We start from the raw sequence: 13,532 nt of genomic DNA on the forward strand, positions 1-13,532 counted from the left end.
GTCAGCCTCTCACTGGGGCCTTTGCCATTTCAGGAGGTTCACGCCCCGCCGATTAGGCCCACGCGCGCGAAGCTGTCAGGCGTGGCGCACAATCTTTCGTCTGTATTGGCCGTTTTGAGCGGCTTTTTTTCATCCCCGCCCAAGGATTACTCATGAGCGACACACCAAACACCTCTGCCGCCAACGAGAACGCTCAACCAGAAGACCCACGCAAGGATTCGCTGATTGAGTATCCGAGCCAGTTCCCCATCAAGGTCATGGGTGTCAAAAACGAGCATCTGGTGCATGAAATTACCCAGATCGCCAAGAAGTTCGATCCCAGCTATGACCCCTCCACCATTGAGCTGCGCCCCAGCTCTGGCGGCAACTACCTGGGCATCACCATCACCATCACAGCCACTAGCCGCGAGCAGCTGGACGACACCTACCGCGCACTGACCGCTCACCCGCTGGTGAAGGTTGTGCTGTGAGCGACGGCCAGACGACTGCATTGCCCCCGCCAGAACCCATGGACCTGCGCCTTCTGGGCCGCACAGGCTATGAGGCCTGCGTGGTGGCCATGCAGGAGTTCACACGCAAACGCGATGCGGGTACGCGTGATGAACTATGGATTTGTGAGCACTCACCGCATTTCACACAAGGGCTAGCCGGAAAAATTGAGAATGTTTTGAACGCTGGCGATATTCCTGTGGTCGCGACCAATCGCGGCGGGCAGGTGACGTATCACGGCCCCGGACAGGTGGTTGCCTACCCCCTGCTTGATCTGCAGCGCATGGGCTATTTCGTCAAAGAATATGTATACCGGCTTGAAGACGCTGTGATCCGCACGCTGGACCACTTCGGTGTCACCGGTCATCGCGTGGCCGGAGCACCCGGCATTTATGTGCGCCTTCAAGACCCGCGCAGCCACGCCATGTTGGAGCAACGCCCCCAGCACCGCGAGACGGGCAGCCCTGCTCCAGAGCCGCATTTCGACGGCCTGGGCAAGATTGCCGCCCTGGGCATCAAGGTCAGCCGCCACAGCACCTACCACGGTGTCGCGCTGAATGTAAACATGGATTTGGAACCCTACGGGCGAATCAATCCTTGCGGATACGCAGGACTGAAGACCGTGGATCTTTCTACAATCGGCGTACAGACAACCTGGGACGAGGCCGCACATGTGCTGGGTCGCCAACTGAAGGCGCGTCTCTCTCCCTGAAGGCAAGAACATGAGCACCAACGAAGTCGTGCGCGAAGCGCAATCCCAAGCGGATTACAACCCGCTGGCCAAGCAAAAGGCGGCAGCCAAGCTCTCGCGCATTCCCGTCAAAGTCGAGCACGCCGAAGTGCTGAAAAAGCCCGACTGGATTCGCGTCAAGGCAGGCAGTCCCACCACGCGCTTCTATGAAATCAAGGACATCCTGCGCAAGAACAACTTGCACACCGTCTGCGAAGAAGCCAGCTGCCCCAATATCGGCGAATGCTTTGGCAAAGGCACGGCCACTTTCATGATCATGGGCGACAAGTGCACACGCCGCTGCCCGTTCTGCGACGTGGGCCATGGCCGTCCTGACCCGCTGGATGTGAACGAGCCTCTGAACCTGGCCCGCACCATTGCTGCGCTGCGCCTGAAGTACGTGGTGATCACCAGCGTGGACCGTGATGACCTGCGCGACGGTGGCTCGGGCCACTTTGTGGAGTGCATCAAGAACATTCGTGAACTCTCACCCGAGACACAGATCGAAATTCTGGTACCTGACTTCCGCGGCCGCGATGACCGTGCACTGGAAATCCTCAAGTCGGCCCCGCCCGATGTGATGAACCACAACCTGGAAACCGCGCCGCGCCTGTACAAGGAAGCACGTCCCGGTTCGGACTACCAGTTCTCGCTGAACCTCTTGAAGAAGTTCAAGGAACTGCACCCCGATGTGCCGACCAAGAGCGGCATCATGGTGGGTCTGGGTGAGACAGACGAGGAAATCCTGCAGGTGATGCGCGACATGCGTGCACACAACATCGACATGCTGACCATTGGCCAGTACCTCGCCCCCACCAACAGCCACCTGCCCGTGCGCCGTTACGTGCACCCCGACACCTTCAAGATGTTCGAGGAAGAGGCTTACAAAATGGGCTTCACCCACGCCGCCGTGGGCGCTATGGTGCGATCGAGCTATCACGCCGACCAGCAAGCACACGCCGCTGGCGTTTAAGCGCTGATGGCGTCACAAAAAGCAGCCCTTACGGCTGCTTTTTTCATGCCTGATGCTAGTGGCAAGTTCAAGATCTGCACAAAAATAAAGCTCCTGAAAAAGGAGCTTGTTGCGATTGATAACTATGGGTTGAGTGGTTCATTCAAACTGAAGTCGATGAACAGCTTGCGCTAGCAGCTATGACTTTTGAAGAACCACCAGAGTCCACATCGAGAAAAAATGCCTGGCTAACCGGCAAACCGCTGGCTGGCAAAAACGACTGTGAGCTGAACAAGCCCGACGAGTCGCCCCACGATGAAACTGAGCCATGTAGCGCGGGAGCCCCACCAGAGATCTGCGCTACATGCTGGAATGCATCGTAACATCAAATGAGAATCAATCTCATATAAACCATAAAAAATGCCGGCTTTTTGCACCGGCATTTTTCTGAACACTTTCAATTCCAGCCAACTGGGGCGTGATGCTTGCTGTGCCCTCTCAGGGGAGCATCATTTGTGCCGGGGTGTCGCTGTCGAGCACCTCATTCGCCCAGGGCGCGAGCTTGCAGGAGTCTGCACGCAAAATTTCCTGCTTGACGGCCAGAATCTGCGCGGGGTGCATGGAAAAACTGCGCAGCCCCAGCCCCAGCAGCAGCCGGGTCATGCTCAGGTCCCCGGCCATTTCCCCGCACACGCAAACCTCTTTGCCTGCAGCATTGGCAGCGGCAATCACCTCGGCCACCAACCGCAGCACGGCAGGGTGCATGGGGTCGTAGAGGTGGGCGACGGCTTCATCGGCACGGTCAATCGCCAGCGTGTACTGGATCAAGTCGTTGGTGCCGATAGACAGAAAATCGAAATATTTGAGAAAGCTGCGCACCGTCAAGGCTGCAGCCGGTATCTCAATCATGGCGCCCAACTTGACCTTGCCGTAAACCAACCCGCGCATATCCAGCTCCGCCTGCGCCTGACGCAGCTGGGCCAAAGTTTGCTCAATCTCGCTGCGGTGCGCCAGCATGGGGAAAAGCAGCTTCACAGGCCCATGCACTGCAGCACGCAGAATAGCGCGCAGCTGGGTGCGGAACATCACGGGGTCGGCAAGACTCCAGCGAATGGCGCGCAGTCCCAGTGCGGGGTTGAGGTAGTAGTCCTTGGGCTGGGCTTTATCCAGCGGCTTGTCGGCCCCCACGTCCAGCGTCCGAATAGTGACGGGCATGCCATGCATGCTGCTGATGACCTCGCAGTAGGCGCGGTATTGCTCTTCTTCGCCCGGCAGGTTGCCGCTGCGGCCCATGAACAGAAATTCGGTACGAAACAGCCCCACACCCACCGCACCGGCACGCACGGCAGCTGCGCCATCGCTGGGCTGCTCGATATTGGCCAGCAACTCCACCCTCTGCCCATCCATGGTGAGCGACGGGGTAAAGCGCAGGCGCGCCAGGCGCTCGCGCTCCAGCTCGCTCTGGCGCTGGCGAAAGCTGTATTCCTCCAAAATGATGGGCGTGGGATCGACGATGACTACGCCCTCATTGCCATCAATGATGACCCAGTCGTCCTGGCGAATCAGCTGACTGGCTGCACGCGCGCCAACCACGGCTGGTATATCCATGCTGCGCGCCACAATCGCGGTGTGGCTGGTCTTGCCGCCCACGGCAGTGATGAAGCCCGCAAACACTTTGCTTTTGAACTGCAGCATGTCTGCTGGCGACAGGTCTTGCGCCACCAGCACTAGCGGAGTGTCTACCGTACCATCCAGCGACAGCTGCTGGCCACCAGCTGTGCCGACTACACTGGCAGGTGCCATGGGTGGAGAGATGGGACTTGCAGCACCCTTCATGTGGCGAAGAATGCGTTCGACCACCTGCTCCAGGTCGGCCTTGCGCTCCCGCAGGTACTCGTCATCCATCTCATCGAACTGGCGCGAGATGATTTCCAGCTGCGTGGTCAACGCCCATTCGGCGTTGTAGAGGCGGTCTGAGATCCAGTTGCGAATGGCTTCGGCCAGTGCCTGGTCCTGCAGCAGCATCAAATGCACTTCCAGCAACGCGTCCAGCTCGCCTGGCGCATCCTTGGGCACTTCCTCCTGCAGGCGGCGCAGTTCATCAATCACGGCATTGCGCGCCGTTCGGGCACGCTGAATCTCAGCCTCTACCTGATCTGGGCGAATGAAGTAGTGGACCACCTCCATTCGACTGGAGGCCACAACGACCGCACGCCCAATGGCAATACCTCGGGAAACAGCCAAACCGTGGATGGCAAATGTCATAGCGAATGCCCTTTCGCGAATCTCGCGATTGCTTTTTGCTTGCTTCTTGCTCTTATTTTTGCAGCGTGCAGCGCTTATTCCTACTGCATCACAGCACGAAAGTAGCGCTACCCTACAGTTAGCAGGGCACTCCCTGCTATCAAAAGAACTTATCGTTCAGCCGCACCGTGCGCGGTCAATCAACTGTGCAGGGCTGCAGCGTTTACTGGCCTTCGCCAAATTTGTCATTGATGAGCGCCACCAGCGCGTCCATCGCTTCTTGCTCCTGCTCGCCATCCGTTTCCATCTCCAGCTCAGAGCCAATCCCGGCGGCCAGCATCATCACACCCATGATGCTTTTGGCATTGATGCGGCGCTCGCCCTTGGTCAGCCAGACCTCGCAGGGATAACTGCCTGCCAGCTTGGTGAGCTTGGCCGATGCACGGGCGTGCAGGCCCAATTTATTGCTGATGGTGATGTGGGTCTTGATCATTGGAAGTTCGTGCGCCTTGATTTTGTCTTGAACTGCTGGCGACCTGCATCACGCCCTGACTGCCGCCCACCATGGCGCGGGAGACCAGGGCATCGAGTGACTCGTGCCGGTAACCGATAGAGCGCAAAAGCATAGGCAAGTTCACACCTGCCACCAGCCTTGCCTGCAACAAACCCGTCAGCCGCTGGGCGACATTGCAGGGCGTCGCCCCGAACAGATCGGTCAGCACCAGCGTGGGAGCCTCCAGCCCGCCATGCGCTACCAGCAAGGCCAGAGCACGCTCCAGCGTAGCTTCGGGGGCCTCTTCTGACGGGACATCCAGAGCCAGCAAATCATCAGCGCTATCCGCAAACACGTGCAAAGCGCATTCGCGCAATGCAGCGGCCAGAGGAGCGTGAGTGAGCAATAGGATGCGCGTGGTCATGTGGTCACAGTTCTTAATAGCAAATTATGGCGCGTTGGCGTCGCAAACAAGGTCAATGGGCAATTGAAGAGCAAAGGTCATGATCTAAATACACTCTTACTGCAGTTGCAGGCCTGAAAAGAACATCTCCGCCTCTGCAGGCCGTGCCTTGCTGCCATAAATCACTGCGTGGTAAACCCGCGCGCCAGCGCCCTCCAGCCGGGCAAACCACAGGCCATGCGCTACCACTTTCTGCCCTTTGGCGCTGATGCCCTCAAACGTCATACGCTCGGATTGCGGCAGGTTCAGCGCCCCCTTGGGGACCCAGAGCCCATCGCCCCTGGCATTGAGCTTTGTGGCAACACTTGTTGCGCCACCTTCAGGCCGCAGTTGCGCCAGCACCACCTGCTGCCAGTACATCAGCGCTTCTGCAGCGCGGGCAGGCTCGGTCACCGCAAAGCTGGAGACCGCATAGGTCGCGCCCTGTGCCTCGCAACCCAGGACCGACATTTGCACCTGGCCCAACCCCAGCTCCACCGGACGGCTGGCCGTCTGCGGATCGCAAGGCAGCAGCACTTGCAGTGGCGCATCTTTCAACTGCGTCGTGCGCCAGTTCAGCGCAGGACTACAGGCGACCAGCAGCCCGCCCGTGGCAAGCACAGCAGCAACCCAGAGTCCTGTTTTCTTCATGGCCCATTATCAACAGCCGCATGAGTGCGGCTTGCCCTGCAAGGCTAGGGATGACCCGTGGGTTAAGCAGTACAAACTGAACTTTGCCGCTGTTTTAGACACCAATCCACAAGATCAGCAAGGTGCTGATGTTTTGTGCACAATTCATCACTATGGCAAGCAAACATTGGATCGCAGGCGTTGTGGCCGCCGCCGTCATTGGCGTCGGCGCTTTGGTGTATTCGAACGCAGGGCAGACCACGGCCCCCCAATCCACATTCGTACTGCTGGATGGCAGCCAAAAGACGACCAACGACCTCAAGGGCAAGGTGACACTGGTGAACTTCTGGGCGACCAGCTGCACGACCTGTGTGGCCGAGATGCCCCAGATCATCAGTACCTACCAAAAGTACCAGGGCAAGGGCTTTGACACACTGGCCGTGGCCATGAGCTACGACCCGCCCAGCTATGTCGTGAACTTTGTCGAATCCCGCAAACTGCCCTTCCAAGTAGCACTGGACAACACCGGTAGCGTGGCCAAGGCCTGGGGCGATGTGAAGCTCACCCCCAGCACCTTCATCGTCAACAAGCGCGGCGAGATTGTGAAGAGCTACATCGGTGCACCCGACTTTGTGGAACTCCACAAGCTCATCGAAAAGCTACTGGCCGAACCCGCCAGCGTCTGAGCCTCGATCTCCAAAAAACATAGCTGCTTGCGCTCGTACCTGCTTGATCTCAGACTGAAATTGCTCTGAAATCCCATCTATACAAGCGCAAGAAGCTCACAAAAAAAACCGGCAATGCCGGTTTTTTTGTGGTCGCCCAATCCAGGGGCAGAGATTACTTGTTGCGGAAGCTGTCGTGACAGCTCTTGCAGCTGTTCGCGGCAGGACCAAAGGCGGTCTTGAGGTTATCCAGATTGCCCGTCTTCGCTGCGGCGTTGAGCTTGACGACCTCTGCCTCCATCTTGCCGCTCAGGTCATGGAACTTGGCCTGCTCCTTCCACACTTCAGGCTTGGCCTTGCCGCCTTCGGTGCCCGCGCCAAAGCCAGCCCATGGCAGCTTGGACATAAAGGCGACGACTTCCGCACTTTCCTGCGCACTCTTGGCATCAAAAGGAATCTTGCCATTGGCCATGGCGCCCAGGCGGCTGAAATGCGTACCCAGCACGCTCAATGCGCTCTGCCGGTACTTGATGGCGTCTTCGGATTTGGCAAATTGCGCAGAAGCAGGCAAGGCCGTAGTGGCAACCACAGCGGCCAGAGCCAGGGAGGAGAAAGCTTTCATCGGGTTATCCTTTCTTGGTTCAACAACAGGCCGCAAGCGGCTGCCTGCGCAGTATGGCAGAGGCTGATGAAAGCACGCACGGTGCCTCGAACGGGGTTTCCCACCCATCAGGGCACAATGCCTGTGCCTATCAGCACTGAATAAATATGACACAGCCCGCCACACCTGCCTCTGCCCTACCCCATAAAGTACGCATCTGGGATCTGCCAACCCGACTGTTTCATTGGCTACTGGCTGCGTGCATCGTGGCCCTGGTCATCACCGCCAAGATGGGCGGGAATGCCATGAACTGGCATTTGATATTGGGTCAGGTCGTTCTGGCTTTGCTGGTCTTTCGCATTCTCTGGGGCATGGTGGGCGGCTACTGGTCGCGCTTTGGCAGCTTTATTCCGTCGCCTGCGGCGCTGGGGCGCTATGTGCGCGGCGCATCGACAACGCAAGACCGTGCGGGTCACAACCCGCTGGGTGCACTTTCAGTCATCGCAATGCTCATTATTTTGATAGCGCAGATCGCAAGCGGACTCTTGAGTGATGACGAAATTGCCTTCAGCGGGCCGCTGACGCGCTTTGTCTCTGGCGATCTCATTTCTCAGGCCACCAACTACCACGCTCACTGGGGGCAGTATCTGATTTATGGCCTGGTCGCCCTGCACCTGCTGGCCGTCATTGGCTACAGCCTCAAAGGCGACAAACTAGTACCCGCCATGGTGACAGGAGACAAGCTGCTGGATGGACCTGTACCTTCTGCCCGCGACACCATGGGTACCCGGGTCCTGGCGGCGGTGTTGGCGGTTGTGGCCAGCGGCATTTCATGGTGGGTCCATCAGCTGGGTCAAGGCGCTGCTTTCTGAGTTCTGACGTCAACCATCCCGCTTTAACCATGCCGCGCGCTTGCCGCTACACTGAATCCTCTTTCATCATCGCCTAGTTGCCGTGGACAAGCCTGCCGTGGACTTGCTGACCCCCACTCCGGAAGATATGCACGCTGTGCGCCAGATCTTCCAGGAATATGCGGACAGCCTGAACATCGACCTGAAATTTCAAGGATTCGAAACCGAACTCGCCCACCTTCCTGGCGAGTATTCTGAACCACGGGGGCAGATTCTGCTCGCGCGTGTAGATGGAAGCATTGCAGGCTGCTGCGCCCTGCGCCCTCTGGACGATTGCGACTACCCCAACGCTGCCGAAATGAAGCGCCTGTATGTGCGCAAAGCCTTTCGCGGCGTGGGCCTAGGTCGCCAGCTGGTTGAAGCCATGCTTGATACAGCCCGTCAAGCGGGTTACGACCATGTGCTGCTGGACACCCTCGACGACATGGAGGCTGCCCGCAAGCTCTATGAAGAGCTAGGCTTTGAGTCCATCGAGCCCTACTATCACAACCCCTTGCAGGGGGCACACTATCTCAAGGCTGCTTTGCTTTAAGCCTCTGCGTAAGATCTCTTGAAACAAAAAAGGCATCCGAATCTGCATTCGGATGCCTTGCATTAATTCAGCGCTTGCTGAGGCCTGTGCTTACGCGGCAGGTCCAACCTCGTTAGGCTGCAGATACTGCGAGCCATATAGCTCCATCCTCGCGCCGGCCGTGCCATTGACGGCATAGGACAGGGCATGGCTCAGGCTGTCTGCAAAGTTGCCCTTGTACAGCTTAGCGCCTTGGTGCGAAAGATTGGAGTTGGCGTCAACATAGATATGTTCACCCATGCCGCTCCAGAGACGGCAAAAGCCGTAGTCCTCCGAGAGATAGCGACGCGTGACCGGGTCCACCATCACGTCAAAGAAGCGGTAGTGCAGGCCCTTGTCCTCCACGCCCACACTGTCTGCCGTGTACTGCAGTTCGGGGTAGTGCTTCATCATTCGCTCAAACACATTGCGTTTGATGACCATGAAACCTGTAGGTGCCTCATCCAGCTTCAAAAAGCCGTCAGGCAGCACCTCCACTTTGATACAGCCATCCTCATTCGCACTGGTGTTGACCGTGTAATGCGCATGTCGCACCAGAATTTCTTCGGCACTCAACCCTTCAGTCGCTTCACCCATTTCAGCCGGCCAACGATCACGCTTGAGCGGATACACACCAGCGGCTACGTCGTAGTCGCTGAGTAACAACCTGAGCGCAGCCTGCGCAGAAAAACCGATATCAGAGTCAATCCAGAACAGATGTGTCCAGTTTGGATTGGCCAAAAAATCGGCCACGCAATTGTTTCGAGCTCGAGTGATCAAACTCTCACCACGATGCAGATACACATCCAGCGGCATTCCGCACTCTCGCGCGGCGTTGGACAAATTCAGCAGGGAAATCACATAGTTGTGGAAATACTTACCGTCGTGACTGGGAGTCATCACGATGGGATGCATGTCCTTGAGGGCTGAGATATCCAACATGGGCGTTTATCAGGCCTTGGCTTGGGCCAGCATCGTGTCAGCACCGCTGACTTCGAACTTGCCAGGACCTTCCACATTCAGCGTAGCCACCTTGCCATCTTTGACCAGCATGGAGAAACGGTTTGCACGCAAACCCAGGCCCTTGCCGTTGAGGTCCAGAGTCAGGCCTGTCGCCTTGGCAAAGGCTGCATCGCCATCCGCAATCATACGCACCTTGCCACCGGCCTTCTGATCACGGCCCCAGGCCCCCATCACAAAAGCGTCATTCACAGCCAGGCACCAGATTTCATCAACCCCTGCCGCCTTGAACTCTTCTGCTTGGGCAATATAGCCTGGCAGGTGCTTCTCGGAGCAGGTGGGCGTAAAAGCGCCAGGCACAGCAAACAGCGCAATAGTCTTGCCAGCCAGAGCTTCAGGCAGCTTGACGGGGTTAGGACCAAGGCTGCAGCCATTTCCTTCCACTTCCACGTATTCCATCAAGGTCACTGCGGGCAGGGTATCACCAACTTTAATCATGACTATCTCCTTAGTTGCAAAGCATGGGCCGCTTATTGCGGCAGCCCAAATAAAAAAACGACCCACAGCATTGTGGGTCGTTTTTAGGGGCGTTGCAGCCGGGAAAGCCAGTTAGGCTTACACCAGAGCAGCCTTTTGCACCAAGCGGGTAGCAACCCAGTTCTTGGTCTTGGAGAGAGGACGGCTCTCGGTGATTTCAACCACGTCACCCAGCTTGTACTCACCTTGCTCGTCATGAGCGTGGTACTTGCTCGACTTGATCATGATCTTGTCGTACAGGGGGTGCTTAACGCGGCGTTCAACCAGAACGGTCACAGTCTTAGTGCGCTTGTCGCTAACGACCTTGCCAATCAAGGTGCGCTTGAGGGATGTTTTAGCTTCCGTCATGTCGGCTCCTTACTTGGCGGCTTGCTTTTCAGCAAGAATGGTCTTGGCACGAGCGATATCGCGGCGAGTAGCCTTGATAGTCGCTGTATTGCCCAGTTGTTGCGTGGCTTTTTGCATGCGCAGACCGAAATGAGCCTTTTGCAAGGACTTCACTTCAGCTTCCAGACCGGCCACGTCTTTTTGGCGGAGTTCAGCAGATTTAGTCATGTTGATCTCCTTAAGCACCAATGTGACGAGACACGAAGGTCGTGCGCAGAGGCAGCTTTGCAGCAGCCAGGCGGAACGCTTCACGGGCCAGCTCTTCAGGCACGCCTACGATTTCGTAGATCACCTTACCGGGCTGGATTTCAGCCACGTAGTACTCGGGGTTGCCCTTACCGTTACCCATACGCACTTCGGCGGGCTTGGTAGAGATTGGCTTGTCCGGGAACACGCGGATCCAGATACGACCACCACGCTTCACGTGACGGGAAATCGCACGACGTGCGGCTTCGATCTGGCGGGCCGTCAGACGGCCACGGTCAGTAGACTTCAGGCCGAAGTCACCGAAAGCAACGGAGTTACCACGCGTTGCAATACCGGTGTTGCGACCCTTTTGCTCCTTGCGATATTTGCGGCGAGCAGGTTGCAGCATCTTTATTCTCCTTTACCGTCCGCTGCAGCTGCAGCGGGCGCGTCAGTCTTGCGAACGCGCTTAACGGAATCAGCACCAGCGCCTGCAGGCTTGTCGCTACCGTCAGCGGGAGCGGCATTGGTGCCAGCGGGGCGGCGGCCACCACGGCCTGCGCCATCACGGCTATCACGACGACCATCGCGGCGAGGGCCACGTGGACGACGCTCGTCGTCAGGACGAGGAGTCTCAACGGCGGGCAGATCGTTACGGCCCAAGGTATCACCCTTGTAGACCCAGACCTTCACACCGATGATGCCGTATGTCGTCTTGGCTTCGGAGAAGCCATAGTCGATGTCGGCGCGCAGTGTGTGCAGAGGCACGCGGCCTTCACGGTACCACTCGGTACGAGCAATTTCGATACCGTTCAGACGACCGGAAGACATGATCTTGATGCCTTGAGCACCCAGACGCATGGCGTTCTGCATAGCACGCTTCATGGCGCGGCGGAACATGATGCGCTTTTCCAGCTGCTGGCAGATGGAATCAGCGATCAACTTGGCATCGATTTCAGGCTTGCGCACTTCTTCGATGTTCACAGCGACTGGCACGCCCAGACGAGCAGTGAGTTCCTTCTTCAAGGCCTCAATGTCTTCGCCCTTCTTACCGATCACAACACCAGGACGAGCCGAGAAGATCGTGATGCGGGCGCTCTTTGCAGGACGCTCAATCACAACGCGTGCAACAGCAGCGTTCTTCAGCTTGGCCTTCAGGTACTCACGCACCTTGATGTCTTCAGCCAGCATGCCGGCGAAGTCACGGTTGCTAGCGTACCAACGGCTAGCCCAGTTACGGCTTACAGCAAGGCGGAAGCCGGTAGGATGGATTTTCTGTCCCATATTCTTCCTTAAGGCCTCAGTTACCGACTGTCACATAAATGTGACATGTAGGCTTGCTGATGCGGTTGCCACGGCCCTTGGCGCGAGCAGTGAAACGCTTGAGCGTGGTGCCTTGCTCGACGTAGATGGTCGTAACCTTCAGATCGTCGATATCAGCGCCGTCATTGTGCTCAGCATTGGCGATAGCGGATTCCAGAACCTTCTTCAGGATCACAGCAGCTTTTTTCTGTGTGAACTGGAGAATGTTCAAGGCTTGATCCACCTTCTTGCCACGGATCAGATCCGCGACCAAGCGACCCTTGTCAACAGACAGGCGGACGCCACGGAGAACAGCACGTGTTTCAGACATGTTCTATTCCTTACTTCTTGGCTTTCTTGTCCGCTGGGTGTCCCTTGAAGGTACGAGTCAGCGCGAATTCACCCAGCTTGTGGCCGACCATCTGGTCTGTCACATAGACTGGCACGTGTTGCTTGCCGTTGTGCACAGCAATGGTCAGACCGATGAAATCGGGCAGAACCATCGAGCGACGCGACCAAGTCTTCACTGGCTTCTTATCCTTGGTGGCAACGGCTTTTTCAACCTTAGCCAGCAAGTGATGGTCAACAAATGGGCCCTTTTTGAGAGAACGTGTCATTTGCTACCCCTTACTTTTTACGACGCGACACAATCATTGTCTGTGTGCGCTTGTTGTTACGGGTACGGTAGCCCTTCGTCAAGTTGCCCCATGGGTCAACTGCATGACGACCTTCACCGGTCTTGCCTTCACCGCCACCGTGTGGGTGATCCACAGGGTTCATCACCACACCGCGAACGGTAGGACGAATACCCATCCAGCGCTTCACACCGGCCTTGCCCAGACGGCGCAGGCTGTGTTCTTCGTTGGCGACTTCACCGATAGTGGCGCGGCACTCAATGTGCACCTTGCGGACTTCACCCGAACGCATACGCACTTGAGCGTAGATGCCTTCGCGAGCCAGCAGGGTGGCAGAGGTACCAGCCGAGCGAGCGATCTGAGCACCAGCACCGATCTTCAGTTCGATGCAGTGGATAGTCGAACCCACGGGGATGTTACGGATTGGCAGTGTGTTACCAACGCGGATAGGCGCGTCGGAGCCGCTGACAATCGTAGCGCCCACTTCCAGGTTACGAGGAGCAATGATGTAACGACGCTCGCCGTCGGCATAGCACACCAGAGCGATGTGGGCCGTACGGTTTGGATCGTATTCAATACGCTCGACCTTGGCGGGGATACCGTCCTTGGTACGCGTAAAGTCAACCACGCGGTAGTGGTGCTTGTGACCACCGCCCTTGTGGCGAACAGTAATGTGACCGTTGTTGTTACGACCAGCTTTCTGGAACTGAGGTTCCAGCAGGGGGGCAAAGCCCTCGCCCTTGTGCAGGTGGTCGCGAGAGATCTTGACCGCGCCACGTTGGCCGGGGGTCGTAGGTTTGAGCTTAATAACAGCCATG

At 57.4% G+C, this 13,532-nt stretch carries 20 protein-coding genes; 6 read left to right on the forward strand and 14 right to left on the reverse strand.

Annotated elements, in window-relative coordinates; translation table 11 throughout:
* Window positions 1-152: 152 nt before the first annotated feature.
* The 3 genes from HF327_RS09020 to lipA are packed head-to-tail and all read left to right on the forward strand — an operon-like array spanning window position 153 to window position 2,192.
* Window positions 153-470 (forward strand): YbeD family protein, encoded by a 318-nt coding sequence (locus HF327_RS09020; RefSeq protein ID WP_099739897.1) that lies wholly within the window; start codon window positions 153-155, stop codon window positions 468-470.
* 38 nt (window positions 471-508) lie between these two features.
* A complete protein-coding gene (lipB, locus tag HF327_RS09025; protein WP_169107916.1) occupies window positions 509-1,201 on the forward strand; it encodes a lipoyl(octanoyl) transferase LipB in 693 nt (230 codons plus the stop codon).
* Between the two features lie 10 nt (window positions 1,202-1,211).
* The gene (lipA, locus tag HF327_RS09030; protein ID WP_099739895.1) at window positions 1,212-2,192 is read left to right on the forward strand and encodes a lipoyl synthase; all 981 of its coding nucleotides are present in this window, start codon (window positions 1,212-1,214) and stop codon (window positions 2,190-2,192) included.
* 477 nt (window positions 2,193-2,669) lie between these two features.
* Here lipA and ptsP read toward each other — a convergent pair whose 3' ends face one another.
* From ptsP to HF327_RS09050, 4 genes are all read right to left on the reverse strand, one after another.
* The gene (gene ptsP / locus HF327_RS09035) at window positions 2,670-4,436 is read right to left on the reverse strand and encodes a phosphoenolpyruvate--protein phosphotransferase (RefSeq protein ID WP_169107917.1); all 1,767 of its coding nucleotides are present in this window, start codon (window positions 4,434-4,436) and stop codon (window positions 2,670-2,672) included.
* A gap of 202 nt (window positions 4,437-4,638) precedes the next feature.
* Window positions 4,639-4,908, reverse strand: coding sequence for an HPr family phosphocarrier protein (locus HF327_RS09040; RefSeq protein WP_169107918.1), 270 nt, complete (start codon window positions 4,906-4,908; stop codon window positions 4,639-4,641).
* Window positions 4,877-5,332, reverse strand: coding sequence for a PTS sugar transporter subunit IIA (locus HF327_RS09045; RefSeq protein ID WP_169107919.1), 456 nt, complete (start codon window positions 5,330-5,332; stop codon window positions 4,877-4,879). The genes HF327_RS09040 and HF327_RS09045 overlap by 32 nt, the downstream gene beginning before the upstream one ends.
* Before the next feature lie 96 nt (window positions 5,333-5,428).
* Window positions 5,429-6,001, reverse strand: a complete 573-nt coding sequence (locus HF327_RS09050; RefSeq protein WP_169107920.1) for a hypothetical protein — start codon at window positions 5,999-6,001, stop codon at window positions 5,429-5,431.
* A 152-nt stretch (window positions 6,002-6,153) separates the two neighbouring features.
* On the opposite strand from HF327_RS09050, the gene HF327_RS09055 reads away from it, so the two are divergent.
* On the forward strand, window positions 6,154-6,666 hold the full coding sequence (locus tag HF327_RS09055; RefSeq protein WP_169107921.1) for a TlpA disulfide reductase family protein: 513 nt from the start codon (window positions 6,154-6,156) through the stop codon (window positions 6,664-6,666).
* Between the two features lie 154 nt (window positions 6,667-6,820).
* Here the strand turns inward: HF327_RS09055 and HF327_RS09060 are convergent, their stop codons facing one another.
* The gene (locus HF327_RS09060; protein WP_169107922.1) at window positions 6,821-7,267 is read right to left on the reverse strand and encodes a c-type cytochrome; all 447 of its coding nucleotides are present in this window, start codon (window positions 7,265-7,267) and stop codon (window positions 6,821-6,823) included.
* A gap of 146 nt (window positions 7,268-7,413) precedes the next feature.
* On the opposite strand from HF327_RS09060, the gene HF327_RS09065 reads away from it, so the two are divergent.
* Together HF327_RS09065 and HF327_RS09070 are read left to right on the forward strand one after the other, a co-directional pair.
* Window positions 7,414-8,118 (forward strand): cytochrome b/b6 domain-containing protein, encoded by a 705-nt coding sequence (locus HF327_RS09065; protein WP_169107923.1) that lies wholly within the window; start codon window positions 7,414-7,416, stop codon window positions 8,116-8,118.
* 82 nt (window positions 8,119-8,200) lie between these two features.
* Complete coding sequence (locus HF327_RS09070) at window positions 8,201-8,689, forward strand: GNAT family N-acetyltransferase (RefSeq protein WP_169107924.1); 489 nt, start codon at window positions 8,201-8,203, stop codon at window positions 8,687-8,689.
* 90 nt (window positions 8,690-8,779) lie between these two features.
* On the opposite strand, the gene HF327_RS09075 is transcribed toward HF327_RS09070, so the two are convergent.
* The 9 genes from HF327_RS09075 to rplB form a co-directional block, all read right to left on the reverse strand.
* Complete coding sequence (locus tag HF327_RS09075; RefSeq protein ID WP_169107925.1) at window positions 8,780-9,649, reverse strand: hypothetical protein; 870 nt, start codon at window positions 9,647-9,649, stop codon at window positions 8,780-8,782.
* A gap of 9 nt (window positions 9,650-9,658) precedes the next feature.
* On the reverse strand, window positions 9,659-10,165 hold the full coding sequence (locus tag HF327_RS09080) for a peroxiredoxin (RefSeq protein WP_169107926.1): 507 nt from the start codon (window positions 10,163-10,165) through the stop codon (window positions 9,659-9,661).
* A 117-nt stretch (window positions 10,166-10,282) separates the two neighbouring features.
* On the reverse strand, window positions 10,283-10,552 hold the full coding sequence (gene rpsQ, locus HF327_RS09085) for a 30S ribosomal protein S17 (RefSeq protein ID WP_099739886.1): 270 nt from the start codon (window positions 10,550-10,552) through the stop codon (window positions 10,283-10,285).
* Window positions 10,553-10,561: 9 nt separating this feature from the next.
* Entirely contained in the window at window positions 10,562-10,759 is a 198-nt protein-coding gene (gene rpmC / locus HF327_RS09090) for a 50S ribosomal protein L29 (protein WP_003059403.1), read from the reverse strand.
* Between the two features lie 10 nt (window positions 10,760-10,769).
* On the reverse strand, window positions 10,770-11,186 hold the full coding sequence (rplP, locus tag HF327_RS09095) for a 50S ribosomal protein L16 (protein WP_099739885.1): 417 nt from the start codon (window positions 11,184-11,186) through the stop codon (window positions 10,770-10,772).
* Between the two features lie 2 nt (window positions 11,187-11,188).
* Window positions 11,189-12,061, reverse strand: coding sequence for a 30S ribosomal protein S3 (rpsC, locus tag HF327_RS09100; RefSeq protein WP_099739884.1), 873 nt, complete (start codon window positions 12,059-12,061; stop codon window positions 11,189-11,191).
* 16 nt (window positions 12,062-12,077) lie between these two features.
* Window positions 12,078-12,410 carry a 50S ribosomal protein L22 gene (gene rplV, locus HF327_RS09105; RefSeq protein ID WP_099739883.1) on the reverse strand — a complete coding sequence of 111 codons (333 nt, stop codon included), beginning with the start codon at window positions 12,408-12,410 and terminating at the stop codon, window positions 12,078-12,080.
* A 10-nt stretch (window positions 12,411-12,420) separates the two neighbouring features.
* The gene (gene rpsS, locus HF327_RS09110) at window positions 12,421-12,696 is read right to left on the reverse strand and encodes a 30S ribosomal protein S19 (RefSeq protein ID WP_099739882.1); all 276 of its coding nucleotides are present in this window, start codon (window positions 12,694-12,696) and stop codon (window positions 12,421-12,423) included.
* Between the two features lie 10 nt (window positions 12,697-12,706).
* Window positions 12,707-13,531, reverse strand: a complete 825-nt coding sequence (gene rplB, locus HF327_RS09115; protein WP_099739881.1) for a 50S ribosomal protein L2 — start codon at window positions 13,529-13,531, stop codon at window positions 12,707-12,709.
* Window position 13,532 lies beyond the last annotated feature (1 nt).

The sequence above is a fragment of the Comamonas suwonensis genome (genome assembly GCF_012844455.2).
In the GTDB taxonomy this organism is placed as follows: Bacteria; Pseudomonadota; Gammaproteobacteria; order Burkholderiales; family Burkholderiaceae_C; genus Comamonas; species Comamonas suwonensis.